This window comes from Streptomyces sp. NBC_00286 (genome assembly GCF_036173125.1).
GTDB lineage: Bacteria > Actinomycetota > Actinomycetes > Streptomycetales > Streptomycetaceae > Streptomyces.
The window spans coordinates 3,628,215-3,643,617 of sequence record NZ_CP108054.1 but is presented as its reverse complement, the minus strand read 5'-3'; the positions used below and the strand labels follow the sequence as shown (position 1 = coordinate 3,643,617).

The following is a 15,403-nucleotide window of genomic DNA, read 5'->3' as shown; positions in this document are numbered from 1 at the left end:
GCCCCCGCAGCCCCCGCGGCCCTCGGTCCCGGAGTCCAGGGACCGGATCTATCGCTCACCCTCCGCCATCGCGGGCGGTGTGCTGCTGCTCGCCATCGCGGGCTGGCTCGGTATCGACGCGTTGATCGTCGGCGAGGGCCGGACGCCGTGGCTGGCGCTCGCCGGGCTGATCCTCTTCGTCCCCCTGGTCGTCGCCTTCACTCTGCGCCCGGCCGTCTTCGCGAACGACGACCGGCTGCGCATCCGCAACCCCTTCCGTGTGATCGTGCTGCCCTGGGGCGCGGTCGAGGCCCTGCGCTCCGGCTACTCGAACGAGGTGCTCGACAAATCCGGCACCAAGTACCAGCTGTGGGCGATACCCGTCTCGCTGCGCGCCCGTAAGAAGGCGGCGCGGCGGCAGGCCCGCGCGGACAAGCAGGGCGCCGACGTCCGTCCGTCACGGATGCCGGAGCCGACCGGACCCGTGCGCGCCCAGACCGACCAGATCATGGACGAGCTGCGTGAACTGGTGGTGGCGCGGGGGCCGGACAAGCGGGCGCAGGGGGAGCCGTCGGTGCGGTGGGCCTACGAGGTCCTGGCGCCGGCCCTGGCCGGTGCGGTACTGCTGGCGATCCTCCTGGCGATGGGCTGACGGCTCGGGCTGCCTCAGGGGCCCTGAGGCCGTACGCAACACCCCGGATCTTGAGGAGATGGGCGCTTTGGCCCGTACGAGAGGGTGGTGGCTGCCTTCGCCGTCCGGGTGTCCCGTCACGGGTGTTCCGTTGCGGGTGTCCGGACCCGACCGGTCCAGGCGTCACCGGCGTAGCCACGCACCGAGGGAGTAGATGTGTCGTACGACGAGCCTCTGCGGCTGCCCGCCACGGCGATACCGGACGGCTGCCGGGACTGGACGGCCGGGCAGGCCGGGGTCTGGTCGGCGGCGCTGCCGCCGCGCTGGACGTTCCTGCGCGTACGCAGGTCGGTCGCGGCCGGAGCGACCACCTTCGCGCTGTGCGCGGGTGGCTGGGCCGTACTGCTCGGCGGGCTGTGGCCGTTTCTCGCGGCGGCGTTCGCGGTGTACGTCCTGTGGGTGCTCGCCCGCCCCGAGCTCGTCTGGGCGGGGGCGCCCGCGCTGCTCCTCGCGCTCGCGTTCCAGGCACCGTCGCAGCCGTGGGTGGTGACCGCGCTCTTCGTGTTCGTCGTGGTGGCCTGCTGGGCGGTCGTCGCCGTACGGCTGCGCGCGCGGAGCACGCAGTACGAGCGGGCGTTGGAGGCAGCCGAGGGTGTCACGGCCTGGCTGCCCGACGCCGAGGAACCGGTGCGGCGCGGCAGCTTCCTGCGCAACCTCGGCCTCGTGGTCCTCGCCCTCGGCGTGCTGACCGGAGCCACCACGGGCCTTTGGAGCTCGGCCGACGACCGTCGGGGCGCCTGGGCCGCCGCCTTCTTCGTGGCAGGCCTCGGCGCGACCGCCCTGGCCTCGGCCTGGTTCGGCCGGCACCGGGCCGTTCAGCTGCGCCGTGAACCCGCACCGGTACTACGCGTCCTGGTGCGCGACGACGTGGAAGGCAGCACGGAGGTGTACGCGGCGGACGACGTCCGGGCCATCCGCCCCCTGTTCACCGTCGACCTGACCTCGTTCGACGATGACGACGAGGACGACGGTGCCGACGAGGACGACGCGGAAGCCGAAGGGACGGAGACCGACGACGAAGAGCTCGAGCGGCTCCTGGAGTTCGTGGAGGCCGACACCCCGGGCCCGGTCCGCGAAGCCGTCCTCTTCGGCGTGCCCTACGACAGCGCCGAGGTCCTCGTCCTCAGCGCCGACGTGGACCCGGCCCAGCCTCCGCTGATCGAGTGGTCGACGGGCCCCGTACGCCCGTTGTCGCTGAGCGCGGGACGGCGGCGCATCGAACGCGAGAAGGCCCGGGAAGCACAGAGCCGCCAACTGGAAGAGCAGGCCAGGGAGTTGGCCGGAACCCAGCCGCCCGTCGCGGTCCGCCGCTGGCATGCCGGATGGCTCGACTGGCTGGCGGCCGCGGTGCTGGTGGCCTGGGGCGTCTGGCTCTGCTGGCCTTGGTCCACCGAATCCGGAACCGCCGTGTGGAAGCTGGCTCTGGTCGTCGTGCTAGGGGTCTACGGCGCTGTCCGCGTCCCCGTGAAACTGGCCTGGCGCATCACCGCCGACCGCACGGGCCTGTGGGTCACCGGCCTGCGCGGCCCCCAGCACGTCCCCTGGGAGGACCTCCGCTCCGTACGCCGCCAACGCTTCGAGCTCAAGCTGCGCTGGCGGGGCGACAACTGGGCCGTAGCCGCCCCCCACTGGGGCTGGCTCGAGCGCACCCGCGGCCTGGTCCACCCCTACGACGCCCTGGCCGCCGAACTCAGCGCGATGCGCACGGACCCGGCCCTGCGCCCCACGGGCGAGAGCACGGCGCCCGAACGCGGGCGCCCGCTGTGGCCGCTGACGGTCGTGCTGGCGCTGGGCTGGGTGGTGGCGGTGATGGCGCTGAGGTGAGACCGCACCAGGCCCCCGTCGGCGTCAGATGCCCGCTGCCGCCGACAGGTCGCGCTTGATGGCCGTCAGGAGGACGGTCGCCTTCTCGCGCGCCTCGGGCAGGTCGGTGTGCGAGGCGACTGGGATGACGACCTCCAGGTAGCACTTCAGCTTCGGCTCCGTGCCGCTCGGGCGGACGATGACGCGGGCGCCGTCGAGCGTGTAGCGGAGGCCGTCCGTGGGCGGGAGTTTGTCCGTGCCCTTTGTCAGGTCCTCGGACTTGGTGATCGCCAGGCCGGCCAGGTGGGTGGGCGGCTGTTCGCGGAGGCGGTGCATCGCGCTTGCGATCAGGGAGAGGTCGTCCACGCGGACCGAGAGCTGGTCGGTGGCGTGCAGACCGTGCTCGACAGCAAGGTCGTCGAGGAGGTCGAGGAGCGTCCTGCCCTGCTCCTTGAGTTCCGAGGCGAGCTCCGTGATGAGCAAGGCCGCCGTGATGCCGTCCTTGTCCCGTACGCCCTCAGGGTCCACGCAGTAGCCGAGGGCCTCCTCGTACCCGTAACGCAGGCCCTCCACCCGGGCGATCCACTTGAAGCCCGTCAGGGTCTCCTCGTACGGGAGATCCGCCTTCTCCGCGATACGGCCGAGGAGCGAGGACGACACGATCGACTCCGCGAACGTGCCGCGGGCGCCGCGCTTCACGAGGTGGGCGGCGAGGAGGGCGCCGACCTCGTCGCCGCGCAGCATGCGCCAGTCGCCGCCGTCCGCGACGGCCACGGCGCAGCGGTCGGCGTCCGGGTCGTTCGCGATGATCAGGTCCGGGTTCGTCTCGCGGGCCTTCGCGAAGGCCAGGTCCATCGCGCCCGGCTCCTCCGGGTTCGGGAAGGCGACCGTCGGGAACTCCGGGTTCGGGTCCGCCTGTTCGGCGACGAGGACGGGTTCCGGGAAGTCGGCGCGGGCGAAGCCGGCGAGAAGGGTGTCCTTGCCGACGCCGTGCATCGCCGTGTAGACGGTGCGGGCGGTTCGGGGGGAGTCGGCGGCGAGTACGGCGTCCGTACGGGCGAGGTAGGCGTTCAGAACGCTGTCGGCGCCTTCGTCGGCGAGGATCTCCCAGCCGGCGGTCGGACGCGGTACGTCGTTCAGGCTCGCGATCGCCTCGATCTGCGCGGCGATCTCGGCGTCCGCCGGGGGGACGATCTGGGAGCCGTCGCCCAGGTAGACCTTGTAGCCGTTGTCGCGGGGCGGGTTGTGGCTGGCGGTCACCTCCACGCCCGCGACCGCGCCGAGGTGCCTGATGGCGAAGGCGAGGACGGGGGTGGGGAGGGGGCGGGGGAGTACGGCTGCCCTCAGGCCCGCGCCGGTCATCACCGCGGCGGTGTCGCGGGCGAAGTCCTCCGACTTGTGGCGGGCGTCGTAGCCGATGACGACCAGGCCGTTGTTGTGGCCCTTGCCCTTGAGGTACGCGGCCAGGCCTGCGGCGGCTCGGATGACCACCGCGCGGTTCATTCGCATGGGCCCTGCGCCGAGTTCGCCTCTCAGGCCTGCTGTGCCGAACTGGAGGGTGCCGGTGAACCGTGCGGTGAGCTCCGCTGTGTGCCCGGCGTCGATCAGCTGGGCGAGTTCGGCCCTGGTCTCCGGGTCGGGGTCTTCGGCCAGCCACGCCTTGGCCCTCGCGACGAGTTCGTCCTGCACGTGGGTCAACCTCTTTCGTTTGGTCCACAACTGGGTGGGTGGGGGAGACGTTTTCTTTCCCCAGCCCCGCCCCTTCCCGAAACTGGGGGCTACGCCCCAGGCCCCGCTGCCTCCGGCGGGTGGGTGGGTTCGTGGGGCGGGTGGGTGCCTACTGGGGTGGTGGGTGACAGTTGTGTCGCGGCTGCGGGTGCGCTGTGGCTTGTCGCGCAGTTCCCCGCGCCCCTGAAAAACCTGCGGCTGCCCGCGCCCGGAGGAGGCGCCGGCGCCCAGAGCAAGCCCGCGCCCCGGAAGGCGGCCGCGGCCCGAGCAAGCCCGTGGCCCGGAAGGGGCCCGCGCCCCGGAAGGCAGCCGTGGCCCGGAAAGCCAGCCCCCGGCGGGAGCCCGCACCCCCGACTACCGGCAGCTTCTCGCCGGCGGGAGGGGACGTGGGCCGGTGCGTCGTATGCCCGTCGCTTAGCTTCGGTCTGGGCATACCGGCGCCCTGTGTCAGCAAGGGGTCGTATGCCCTGTTGGCGACGGGCTGACGCACCGGACCGCGGCCCCGCACCCACCACGAACCCAAGGGGCGCGGGGAACTGCGCGAGCAACCACCCACGCACCCGCACCCGCCAACCGCCGGAGGCACCCCGCGGGGCTGTGTCAATTTGCGGCTCCGCCGCGTGGGCGCGACCAGCCACACACAACCCACACCCGCCCAACCGCCAGAGGCACCCCGCGGGGCTGCGCGACCAGCCACGACGGACCCGCAGCCGACAACGCACCCAACCGCCCCACCGCCGGAGGCACCCCGCGGGGAACTGCGCGAGCAACCACAACGAACGTCAGCCGACAACGCACCCAACCGCCCCACCGCCGGAGGCACCCCGCACGGCTGCGCAACCAGCCACACTGACCGTCCGCCGGCAACGGTCAGATCCGATCCAGCACCCGCGTCAACAACGCCCCCATCCGCGCAGCAGAATCCCGCCCCGCCTGCAGAACCTCCTCATGGTTCAGCGGCTCCCCCGTCATCCCGGCCGCAAGATTCGTCACCAACGAAATCCCCAGCACCTCCGCCCCAGCCTCCCGCGCCGCAATGGCTTCAAGGACCGTCGACATCCCCACCAGATCCGCCCCGATGACCCGAGCCATCCGAATCTCCGCCGGCGTCTCGTAGTGCGGCCCGGGGAACTGCGCGTACACCCCCTCCTCCAGCGACGCGTCGATCTCCTTGCACAGGGCGCGCAGCCGAGGCGAGTAGAGATCCGTCAGGTCGACGAAGTTGGCGCCGACTATCGGCGACGTAGCCGTGAGGTTGATGTGGTCGCTGATGAGTACCGGCTGGCCGGGGCGCATCCCCTCGCGGAGCCCCCCGCAGCCGTTCGTCAGCACGACCGTCTTGCAACCGGCGGCGACAGCGGTACGTACGCCGTGCGCGACGGCGGCGACACCGCGCCCCTCGTAGAAGTGGGTGCGGCCCAGGAAGACGAGCGCCCGCTTGTCGCCCAGCCGGTACGAGTGGATCTTGCCGCCGTGGCCCTCGACCGCCGGCGGAGGGAATCCGGGCAGCTCGGTGACCTGGAGCTCGGCCTCGGGGGAACCGAGGGCGTGCACGGCCGGTGCCCAGCCGGAGCCCATCACGAGCGCGACGTCGTGGGTCTCGGCGCCCGTGAGCTCGCGCAGGCGCGAGGCGGCGGCGTCGGCGGCGGCGTAGGGGTCGCCGTGGATGTCGTCCGGAAGAAGAGAAGCGTTCACGCGATGAGGGTAGCTGGTAGATGCCTACGCGCGTAGATGCTGGGGGTCACAGGTTGGCGATCGTTGTCTTTTCTGAGGTCTTTTCTGAGCGGGGCGGCCCGGGAACGCTGCCGCACCCAAGGATCAACGCACCCAAGGGTCAACGCACCCAAGGGTCAACGCACCCAACGATCAACGCACCCAACGATCAACGCACCCAACGATCAACGCACCCTGGATCAACAAGGCCGCTTCCGCAGCTCCATCACATAGTCGTGCGGCGCCCCCGCCGACTCCGCCGCGTCCGCGATCTCCCCCAGGTAGCGCGCCGAAGGCAGCCCGCCCTCGTAGCCGTTCAGCACGTACACCCACGCCGGCTCCTCGCCCTCCAGCGTGTGCACACGGACCCGCATCCGCCGGTATATGTCGAGCCCGACGCCCTCCCAGCGGTCCAGGGAGTCCTCGTCGAGCGGAGCGACTTCGTACAGCGCGACGAACACCTGCGAGCGCGGCGCCTCCGCGATGGTCGCGAGCGCGCCCTCCCAGCCCATGTGCTCGCCGCCGAAGGTCAGCCGCCAGCCGTTGAGCCACCCGGTGGCGCGCAGCGGCGAATGCGGGGCCCGGCGCGTCATGAGCCGCGGGTCGAGATTGCCGGCGTATGCGGCGTAGAGCGACATGGGGTTGAGGGTACGGCAGCGATGCGCGCGCCTCTTCTGCAACAGAGGCACCGGGAGCAGGCCCCCGGGGCGGAAGCACGGTGGGGCGTACGGGACAATGGAGTACGTGACTCGGATCGTGATCATCGGTGGCGGACCCGGCGGATACGAGGCGGCCCTGGTGGCCGCCCAACTCGGCGCGGAGGTAACCGTCGTCGACTGCGACGGCCTGGGCGGCGCGTCGGTGCTCACCGACTGCGTGCCGTCGAAGACCCTGATCGCGACCGCCGAGGTGATGACCACCTTCGACTCCTCGTACGAGGAACTCGGCATCATTGTGGCCGACGACACTCCCCACATCGATACGCCCGCCCGGGTGGTCGGAGTCGATCTCGGCAAGGTCAACCGCCGGGTGAAGCGGCTCGCGCTCGCCCAGTCGCACGACATCACCGCGTCCGTTACGCGCGCCGGTGCGCGGGTCATGCGCGGTCGCGGGCGGCTCGACGGGCAGCAGGCCCTCGACGGATCCCGGAAGGTGATCGTGCGGGCCGCGGACGGCAGCGAGGAGACGCTCGTCGCCGATGCCGTGCTCATCGCCACCGGCGGACATCCGCGTGAGCTGCCCGACGCGCAGCCGGACGGCGAGCGGATCCTGAACTGGACCCAGGTGTACGACCTCGACGAGCTGCCCGAGGAACTCATCGTGGTCGGCTCCGGCGTTACGGGTGCCGAGTTCGCCGGTGCCTATCAGGCGCTCGGGTCGCGGGTCACCCTCGTATCCAGCCGTGATCGTGTGCTGCCGGGTGAGGACTCCGATGCCGCGGGCGTCCTGGAGGACGTGTTCCGGCGGCGCGGCATGAACGTCCTGGCGCGCTCCCGCGCCCAGTCCGCCAAGCGCGTCGGCGACCGGGTCGAGGTGACGCTGTCCGACGGACGCGTCATCACCGGCTCGCACTGCCTGATGGCCGTCGGCGCCATCCCCAACAGCCATGGCATGGGTCTCGAAGGCGCCGGCGTCAAGGTGAAGGAGTCCGGGCACATCTGGACGGACAAGGTGTCCCGGACTACGGCTCCAGGCGTGTACGCGGCCGGTGACGTCACCGGTGTCTTCGCGCTCGCCTCCGTGGCGGCGATGCAGGGCCGTATCGCCATGTACCACTTCCTCGGCGACGCGGTCGCCCCGCTGAACCTGAAGACCGTGTCCTCGAACGTCTTCACCGACCCCGAGATCGCGACCGTCGGCTACTCGCAGGCGGACGTCGACGGCGGCGTCATCGACGCCCGGGTCGTGAAGCTGCCGCTGCTGCGCAACCCGCGCGCCAAGATGCAGGGCATCCGGGACGGCTTCGTCAAGATCTTCTGCCGGCCGGGCACCGGGATCGTCGTCGGCGGAGTCGTCGTCTCGCCGCGTGCCTCGGAACTGATCCATCCGATCTCGATCGCGGTCGACAACAACCTGACCGTCGAACAGATCGCGAACGCCTTCACCGTGTACCCATCCCTTTCGGGCTCGATCGCCGAGGTGGCCCGGCAGCTGCACACCCGCAAGACCGAGCTCGACGCCTGACGGCCGAAAGCAACTCCTCGCTGGTCACGGGGAGTTGTCGCTTCTTCAAGGGCCGTGGACAGCGGGAGCGGACGCGTATACCACTTTCCGCGCTGCCGTGCGAACAACTTCTGTTATTCGGCGCAAACTGCTGAAAGCAGACGGTCGTTGGGGTTACTGTCAGTTTCGTGTTCGCTGCAGAACGTCGCCAATTGATCCTCGAAATGGTGCGAGCGAACGGGGCCGTGTCGCTCCGTGAGCTCGCCCGCGTCGTCCAGACCTCTGAAGTGACCGTACGGCGGGACGTGCGCGCACTGGAGGCAGAAGGACTCCTCGACCGCCGGCATGGCGGTGCGGTATTGCCGGGCGGGTTCACGCGAGAGTCCGGCTTTCCGCAGAAGTCACATCTCGCGACCGCCGAGAAGACGGCCATCGCCGATCTCGCCGCGAGTCTCGTCGAAGAAGGCGAGGCCATCGTGGTCGGGGCGGGCACCACCACGCAGGAGCTGGCCCGCCGGCTCGCGCGGGTGCCCGGGCTGACCGTCGTCACCAACTCCCTGCTGGTGGCTCAGGCGTTGGCCCACGCCAACCGCGTCGAGGTCGTGATGACCGGCGGCACCCTGCGCGGTTCCAACTACGCGTTGGTGGGCAGCGGCGCCGAACAGTCCTTGCAGGGGCTGCGGGTGTCGCGGGCCTTCCTGTCCGGAAGCGGACTGACCGCCGAGCGCGGCCTGTCCACCTCCAACATGCTGTCGGCGTCCGTCGACCGCGCGCTGGTCCAGGCCGCCGCGGAGGTCGTCGTCCTCGCCGATCACACCAAGCTCGGCACCGACACGATGTTCCAGACGGTGCCTACGGATGTGATCACGCGGTTGGTCACGGACGAGCCGCCCGGCCATGACGACCGTGCGGTCACCGAGTTGCAGGCGCTGGCGGATCAGGGCGTGCAGATTGCTGTCGCCGGCTCGGGTGGGGCGGGCGGTGACACGGGGCCGGCGGGTTCGGCGGGGCGTCAGCCGCCGCCGCGCCGGGATGTGCCGCTGCCCGGGCCGCGGCGGGGGCAAATGCCCGGCGGGGGGCCGCAGTTGCGGAGCGCCGCGGGGGTGCTTGGGGATCAGCCCCAGAGTGAGCGGGCGCGGGTTGCGGATATGCGGCGGCGCTGATGCCTCCGGCGGTTGGGCGGAATGGGTTCGTGGCGGGTTGGGTTCGTTGTCGACTGACGGTTCGTTGTGGCTGGTCGCGCAGTTCCCCGCGGGGTGCCTCCGGCGGTTGGGCGGGTGCGGGTGTGTGGGTGGTTGCTCGCGCAGTTCCCCGCGGGGTGCCTCCGGCGGTTGGGCGGGTGCGGGTTGAGTGTGGTTGCTCGCGCAGTTCCCCGCGCCCCTTGGGTGGTTGGTGGGTGCGGGGCCGCGGGCCGGTGCGTCAGCCCGTCGCCAACAGGGCATACGGCCCCGTGCTTCCACAGGGTGCTGGTGTGCCCAGACCGAAGCTAAGCGACGGGCATAGGACGCACCGGCCCACGTCCCCTCCCACCGGCGAGAAGCTGCCGGTAGTCGGGGGTCCGGGCTCCCTCTGGGGGCTGGCTTTCCCGGCCACGGGCTTGCTCGGGGCGCGGGCTTGTCCGGTCCGCGGCCGCCCTCCGGGGGGCGGGCTTGCTCTGGGCGCCGGCGCCTTCTCGGGGCGCGGGCTTTCTCGTGTCGCTTGCTCGTCGGGGTGCTGGCAGTCGCAGGCTTTTCAGGGGCGCGGGGAACTGCGCGACCAGCCACAACGCACCCGCAGCCGCGACACGACTGTCACCCCCACCCCGGTAGGCACCCACCCCCACGAACCCACCCACCCGCCGTAGGCGCCCCACCCAGGGGCCTGGGGCGCAGCCCCCAGTTTCGGGAAGGGGCGGGGCTGGGGAAAGAAACCCCCCGCCCCAACCACCGAGGTGTCAGTCCTTGATCTCGCAGATCACCGCGCCCGAAGTGATCGACGCACCGATCTCCGCGCTCAAGCCCTTGATGGTGCCGGAGCGGTGCGCGTTCAGCGGCTGTTCCATCTTCATGGCCTCCAGGACGACGACCAGGTCGCCCTCCTTGACCTCCTGGCCCTCCTCGACGGCCACCTTGACGATGGTGCCTTGCATCGGAGAGGCAAGGGTGTCGCCGGACGCGGCGGGACCCGACTTCTTCGCCGCGCGGCGCTTCGGCTTGGCGCCCGCCGCAAGCCCCGTACGGGCCAGGGACATGCCCAGTGAGGACGGCAGGGAGACCTCCAGCCGCTTGCCGCCGACCTCGACGACGACCGTCTCGCGCCCCGGCTCCTCCTCCGCTTCCGTGTCCACCGGAGCGGCGAAGGGCTTGATCTCGTTGACGAACTCGGTCTCGATCCAGCGGGTGTGCACCCTAAACGGGTTGCTGGTGAACGCGGGGTCAGCGACGACCGCGCGGTGGAAGGGGATGGCCGTGGCCATGCCCTCGACCTGGAACTCGGCCAGCGCACGGGCGGCCCGCTGCAGGGCTTGCTCACGGGTGGCGCCGGTGACGATCAGCTTGGCGAGCAGTGAGTCCCAGGCCGGGCCGATCACCGCGCCGGACTCCACGCCCGCGTCCAGGCGCACGCCCGGACCCGACGGCGGCGCGAAGGTCGTGACCGTGCCGGGGGCGGGCAGGAAGTTGCGGCCGGGGTCCTCGCCGTTGATGCGGAACTCGAAGGAATGGCCGCGGATCGCCGGGTCGTCGTAGCCCAGTTCCTCGCCGTCGGCGATGCGGAACATCTCGCGGACCAGGTCGATGCCGGTGACTTCTTCGGTGACCGGGTGCTCCACCTGCAGACGGGTGTTGACCTCCAGGAAGGAGATCGTGCCGTCCACGCCCACCAGGAACTCCACGGTGCCGGCACCGACGTACCCGGCCTCCTTGAGGATCGCCTTGGAGGCCGCGTACAGCTGCTTGTTCTGCTCCTCGGTCAGGAACGGCGCCGGGGCCTCCTCGACCAGCTTCTGGTGGCGGCGCTGCAGGGAGCAGTCACGGGTCGAGACGACGACGACGTTGCCGTGCTGGTCGGCCAGGCACTGGGTCTCCACGTGGCGCGGCTTGTCCAGGTAGCGCTCCACGAAGCACTCGCCGCGGCCGAAGGCGGCGACCGCCTCGCGGACCGCGGAGTCGTACAGCTCGGGGACCTCTTCAAGGGTGCGGGCCACCTTCAGACCGCGACCGCCGCCGCCGAACGCCGCCTTGATCGCGATCGGCAGGCCGTGCTCCTCGGCGAAGGCCACGACCTCCTCGGCGCCGTTCACCGGGTCCGGGGTGCCCGCCACCAGCGGGGCGCCGGCGCGCTGCGCGATGTGCCGGGCGGCGACCTTGTCGCCCAGGTCGCGGATCGCCTGTGGGGGCGGGCCGATCCAGATCAGGTCGGCGTCCAGCACCGCCTGCGCGAAGTCCGCGTTCTCCGAGAGGAAGCCGTAGCCGGGGTGGATCGCGTCCGCCCCCGAGTCCTTGGCCGCCTGGAGCACCTTGGTCATGTCCAGGTAACTGGTGGCCGGAGTGTCACCGCCCAGGGCGAACGCCTCGTCCGCGGCCCGCACATGCAGTGCGTCCCGGTCCGGCTCGGCGTACACCGCCACGCTCGCGATACCGGCGTCTCGGCACGCCCGGGCGACACGGACAGCGATTTCGCCACGATTGGCGATCAACACCTTGCGCACGTTGGCTCCCTCTCCTTGAAACAAGCCGATTTTAGGGACTGCCGACACGTCGTTTCGACCCATCCCCGATGGTGAGCTTGCCCACACGGAGCGTGATACGAGGCCTGCTCGCCCGCGAAATCCCTTGTCGCACCGCGGTACGCAGGGGGCTTCCCAAGAACCCTAGCCTTCTGATGTGGCCAAGGTCTCTGTGAGAGCGTGCTGCGGGCCACTCCGTTTCTTTGTGGAGTTCCTACGAATGGGCGAACGAATCTTTGCCTTAGGTAGATCCCTTGTCCCGACGTTTACCCTCCCCCAACTCTCGACTTCGCTCGAGCCGGGGGGACCCCCATGTAGCGTTCGCGATGTATCAAACGCTACTAGGGGTAACGCAAGCCTCGGTAGAACGGAAGTCGAAAGTGGGTGGGGGCCGGTGGTACGCAGGCCGGTGGCGTGGGTGGCCGCGATCGTGCTCTTCGCGGAGGCGGTGGGCATCGCACTGGTCAACTGGTTCATGGGAGTCGTCGTCGACCGCCAGGAGATGTCCCTCGCCGGGCTCGACGCGGGGATGATGTCCGTCTCCTCGAAGGTCGCGGGCCTGATCTTCGGCCTCTACTTCGCCTTCTGCGGCTTCGTCGCCCTGCGCGTCGCCCTGCGCGACCGCGCCCCCGCCGGTCTCGGCCGCATCGTGCTCATCAGCGCGGCGGTCGTGCACGGCCTGCTCGGCGCGTTCGCGGTCGGACTGGTGGGCTGGGGCGCGTTCGCCTTCATGATGGTCGTGTGCGGGCTGATCGTGCTGATCTTCATGGCGTACGACCGTGAAGGCGGGACCGACGTCTCCGATGCCGTGCCCGGGCAAGGTGACGGGCCGGGCTCCACGGTCAGGCCGACGGCACCCACGGCCTCCTGATCGGCGTCAACTCTCCCGCGGCGTCCACAACTCCGTGATGCCGACGCCCAGTTGGGCCAGCAGTCGGCGCAGCATCGGCAGGGAGATCCCGATGACGTTGCCGTGGTCCCCATCGATGCCCTCGATGAACGGGGCCGAGCGGCCGTCGAGCGTGAACGCCCCGGCCACGTAGAGGGGTTCGCCCGAGGCGACGTACGCGGCGATCTCGGCGTCCGTAGGCTCGCCGAACCGGACCACCGTGGACGCGGTCGCCGAGGCGTACCGTCCCGTCACCGTGTCGTACACGCAGTGCCCCGTCTGCAGCGTGCCCGCGCGCCCGCGCATCGACTTCCAGCGCGCGGTGGCCTCCTCGGCGTCCGCGGGCTTGCCGAGCGCCTCGCCGTCCAGGTCGAGCACCGAGTCGCAGCCGATCACCAGGGCGCCCTTGAGCTCGGGCTTCGCCGCCACCACCGAGGCCTTCGCCTCGGCGAGCGCGCGTGCCAGCTCGGCGGGGGTGGGAGCGGTCACGGCCTCCTCGTCGACCCCGCTGACGATGACCTCGGGGTCGAAGCCGGTCTGCCTCAGCAGTGCGAGCCGGGCGGGGGACTGGGAGGCGAGGACGAGTCGACGGCGCGGCTGATCAGTCATGCGGCCAGCGTAGCGAGGGGCGTCCGGGGCGGTCACCGACCGCCCGGCGACCGGCGGCGGCTCACATGACGCCGAGCACGATCATCGCGACCACCATCGCCAACGCCAAGAAAATCCCCAGCCGCCGCAACATGTCCTGCATGTCGCGCAGTTCCTTGGGCGGCTCGTTCTCGGGGTCGGACCACAGCATTCCACGATCGTGACTCCGCGCCGGGCCCGGCCGCCTGAGTACCCGTACTCATCTTGCGTAGGACACGTGCCCCTATCCGGGCCAGTACGTACGCCCCCACGCCCTCGGCCCCGGCGCGGGCAGCCGGCCCATCGCCACCCGGGCGGGGTCCGCCCAGGCGTCCGGCTCGCGGGGCGCGCCGGACGGGGCGGCGGCCACCGCCGCGGCGCGCGCCTGGACCACCGCCAGTGCGGCGGCCAGCTCCTCCGGGGTCGGATTGCCCCGTACGACCTTGATCATGACCGCTCCCAAACTGGTGCCCTACAGGGGGATGTTGCCGTGCTTCTTCGGAGGCAGGGATTCCCGCTTCGTACGCAGCTGACGCAGGCCCCGTACGACATGGGAGCGGGTCTCGGACGGCATGATCACGCCGTCGATGTAGCCGCGCTCGGCTGCCGCGTAGGGGTTGAGGAGCCGGTCCTCGTACTCCTGGATCAGTCGCCGGCGGACCTCCTCGCGCTCCTCCTCGGGCGCGGCCGCGATGGTGCGGCGGTGCAGGATGTTGACCGCGCCCTGCGCCCCCATCACGGCGATCTGGGCCGTCGGCCAGGCGAGGTTGAGATCGGCGCCCAGGTGCTTGGAGCCCATGACGTCGTACGCGCCGCCGAACGCCTTGCGGGTGATCACCGTGATCAGCGGGACGGTCGCCTCGGCGTACGCGTAGATCAGCTTGGCGCCGCGGCGGATGATGCCGTCGTGCTCCTGGTCGACGCCCGGCAGGAAGCCGGGGACGTCGACGAAGGTGATCACCGGGACGTTGAAGGCGTCGCAGGTGCGCACGAAGCGTGCCGCCTTCTCGCTCGCCTTGATGTCCAGGCAGCCCGCGAACTGCATCGGCTGGTTGGCCACGATGCCCACCGGGTGGCCCTCGACGCGGCCGAAGCCGGTGAGGATGTTCGGCGCGTACAGCGGCTGCGTCTCGAAGAACTCGGCGTCGTCCAGGACGTGTTCGATCACTGTGTGCATGTCGTACGGCTGGTTCGCGCTGTCCGGTACGAGCGTGTCCAGCTCGCGGTCCTCGTCCGTGAGCGCCAGGTCCGCCTCCTCGGGGAAGGCGGGCGGCTCGCTGAGGTTGTTCGACGGGAGGTAGGACAGCAGCGACTTGATGTACTCGATCGCGTCCTTCTCGTCGCCCGCCATGTGATGGGCCACGCCCGAGGTGGCGTTGTGGGTGCGGGCGCCGCCCAGCTCCTCGAAGCCGACGTCCTCGCCCGTCACCGTCTTGATCACGTCCGGGCCCGTGATGAACATGTGCGAGGTCTGGTCGACCATCACCGTGAAGTCGGTGATCGCGGGGGAGTAGACCGCGCCGCCCGCGCACGGGCCGACGATCAGGCTGATCTGCGGGATCACCCCGGAGGCGTGGGTGTTGCGGCGGAAGATCTCGCCGTACATGCCGAGCGCCGAGACGCCCTCCTGGATGCGGGCGCCGCCGGAGTCGTTGATGCCGATGAACGGGCAGCCGGTCTTCAGTGCGAAGTCCATCACCTTCATGATCTTCTGCCCGAAGACCTCGCCCAGGGCGCCGCCGAACACGGTGAAGTCCTGCGAGAACACGGCCACCGGGCGGCCGTCGACCGTGCCGTAACCGGTCACGACCCCGTCGCCGTACGGCCGGTTCTTCTCCATGCCGAAGTCCGTCGAACGGTGCTGCGTGAACTCGTCCAGCTCGACGAAGGACCCCTCGTCCATGAGCAGCTCGATCCGCTCACGAGCTGTCAACTTGCCCTTGGCGTGCTGCTTTTCGACGGCACGCGCCGAGCCGGCGTGCGTCGCCTCCTCGATACGGCGCCGCAGATCCGCGAGCTTGCCCGCGGTGGTGTGGATGTCGATCTCTTGCAGCTGTTCCGGCTCGGACATCGGGATGGGGCTCCCTGCCTGCTCAGTGGGGAC

Annotated in this window: 13 protein-coding genes; 5 read left to right on the top strand and 8 right to left on the bottom strand. The window is 70.7% G+C overall.

What is annotated here, in order from left to right; genetic code table 11:
- The first annotated feature begins 46 nt into the window (after nucleotides 1–46).
- Both OHT21_RS16485 and OHT21_RS16480 read left to right on the top strand, forming a co-directional pair.
- Entirely contained in the window at nucleotides 47–631 is a 585-nt protein-coding gene (locus OHT21_RS16485) for a PH domain-containing protein (protein ID WP_328774105.1), read from the top strand.
- Between the two features lie 195 nt (nucleotides 632–826).
- Complete coding sequence (locus OHT21_RS16480) at nucleotides 827–2,494, top strand: hypothetical protein (RefSeq protein WP_328769074.1); 1,668 nt, start codon at nucleotides 827–829, stop codon at nucleotides 2,492–2,494.
- Nucleotides 2,495–2,518: 24 nt separating this feature from the next.
- On the opposite strand, the gene OHT21_RS16475 is transcribed toward OHT21_RS16480, so the two are convergent.
- The 3 genes from OHT21_RS16475 to OHT21_RS16465 form a co-directional block, all read right to left on the bottom strand.
- Complete coding sequence (locus OHT21_RS16475) at nucleotides 2,519–4,162, bottom strand: phospho-sugar mutase (protein ID WP_328769073.1); 1,644 nt, start codon at nucleotides 4,160–4,162, stop codon at nucleotides 2,519–2,521.
- Nucleotides 4,163–5,071: 909 nt separating this feature from the next.
- Complete coding sequence (locus OHT21_RS16470; protein ID WP_328769072.1) at nucleotides 5,072–5,896, bottom strand: purine-nucleoside phosphorylase; 825 nt, start codon at nucleotides 5,894–5,896, stop codon at nucleotides 5,072–5,074.
- A gap of 218 nt (nucleotides 5,897–6,114) precedes the next feature.
- A complete protein-coding gene (locus OHT21_RS16465; RefSeq protein ID WP_165344887.1) occupies nucleotides 6,115–6,552 on the bottom strand; it encodes a gamma-glutamylcyclotransferase in 438 nt (145 codons plus the stop codon).
- Nucleotides 6,553–6,649: 97 nt separating this feature from the next.
- Here OHT21_RS16465 and OHT21_RS16460 point away from each other — a divergent pair, with 97 nt between their 5' ends.
- Nucleotides 6,650–8,098 carry an NAD(P)H-quinone dehydrogenase gene (locus OHT21_RS16460; protein ID WP_328769071.1) on the top strand — a complete coding sequence of 483 codons (1,449 nt, stop codon included), beginning with the start codon at nucleotides 6,650–6,652 and terminating at the stop codon, nucleotides 8,096–8,098.
- 167 nt (nucleotides 8,099–8,265) lie between these two features.
- Nucleotides 8,266–9,240: a DeoR/GlpR family DNA-binding transcription regulator gene (locus OHT21_RS16455; protein WP_328769069.1), complete on the top strand. Its 975-nt coding sequence runs from the start codon at nucleotides 8,266–8,268 to the stop codon at nucleotides 9,238–9,240.
- Nucleotides 9,241–10,010: 770 nt separating this feature from the next.
- On the opposite strand, the gene OHT21_RS16450 is transcribed toward OHT21_RS16455, so the two are convergent.
- The gene (locus OHT21_RS16450; RefSeq protein ID WP_328769067.1) at nucleotides 10,011–11,765 is read right to left on the bottom strand and encodes an acetyl/propionyl/methylcrotonyl-CoA carboxylase subunit alpha; all 1,755 of its coding nucleotides are present in this window, start codon (nucleotides 11,763–11,765) and stop codon (nucleotides 10,011–10,013) included.
- 412 nt (nucleotides 11,766–12,177) lie between these two features.
- Between OHT21_RS16450 and OHT21_RS16445 the strand changes: the two genes are divergently transcribed.
- On the top strand, nucleotides 12,178–12,654 hold the full coding sequence (locus OHT21_RS16445) for a hypothetical protein (protein WP_328769066.1): 477 nt from the start codon (nucleotides 12,178–12,180) through the stop codon (nucleotides 12,652–12,654).
- 6 nt (nucleotides 12,655–12,660) lie between these two features.
- Here OHT21_RS16445 and OHT21_RS16440 read toward each other — a convergent pair whose 3' ends face one another.
- From OHT21_RS16440 to OHT21_RS16425, 4 genes are all read right to left on the bottom strand, one after another.
- The gene (locus OHT21_RS16440) at nucleotides 12,661–13,281 is read right to left on the bottom strand and encodes a Maf family protein (RefSeq protein ID WP_328769065.1); all 621 of its coding nucleotides are present in this window, start codon (nucleotides 13,279–13,281) and stop codon (nucleotides 12,661–12,663) included.
- A 61-nt stretch (nucleotides 13,282–13,342) separates the two neighbouring features.
- A complete protein-coding gene (gene mmpB / locus OHT21_RS16435; RefSeq protein ID WP_268979348.1) occupies nucleotides 13,343–13,471 on the bottom strand; it encodes a morphogenic membrane protein MmpB in 129 nt (42 codons plus the stop codon).
- Nucleotides 13,472–13,543: 72 nt separating this feature from the next.
- The gene (locus OHT21_RS16430) at nucleotides 13,544–13,750 is read right to left on the bottom strand and encodes an acyl-CoA carboxylase subunit epsilon (protein ID WP_165344881.1); all 207 of its coding nucleotides are present in this window, start codon (nucleotides 13,748–13,750) and stop codon (nucleotides 13,544–13,546) included.
- 21 nt (nucleotides 13,751–13,771) lie between these two features.
- The gene (locus tag OHT21_RS16425) at nucleotides 13,772–15,370 is read right to left on the bottom strand and encodes an acyl-CoA carboxylase subunit beta (RefSeq protein ID WP_328769063.1); all 1,599 of its coding nucleotides are present in this window, start codon (nucleotides 15,368–15,370) and stop codon (nucleotides 13,772–13,774) included.
- Nucleotides 15,371–15,403: the final 33 nt, after the last annotated feature.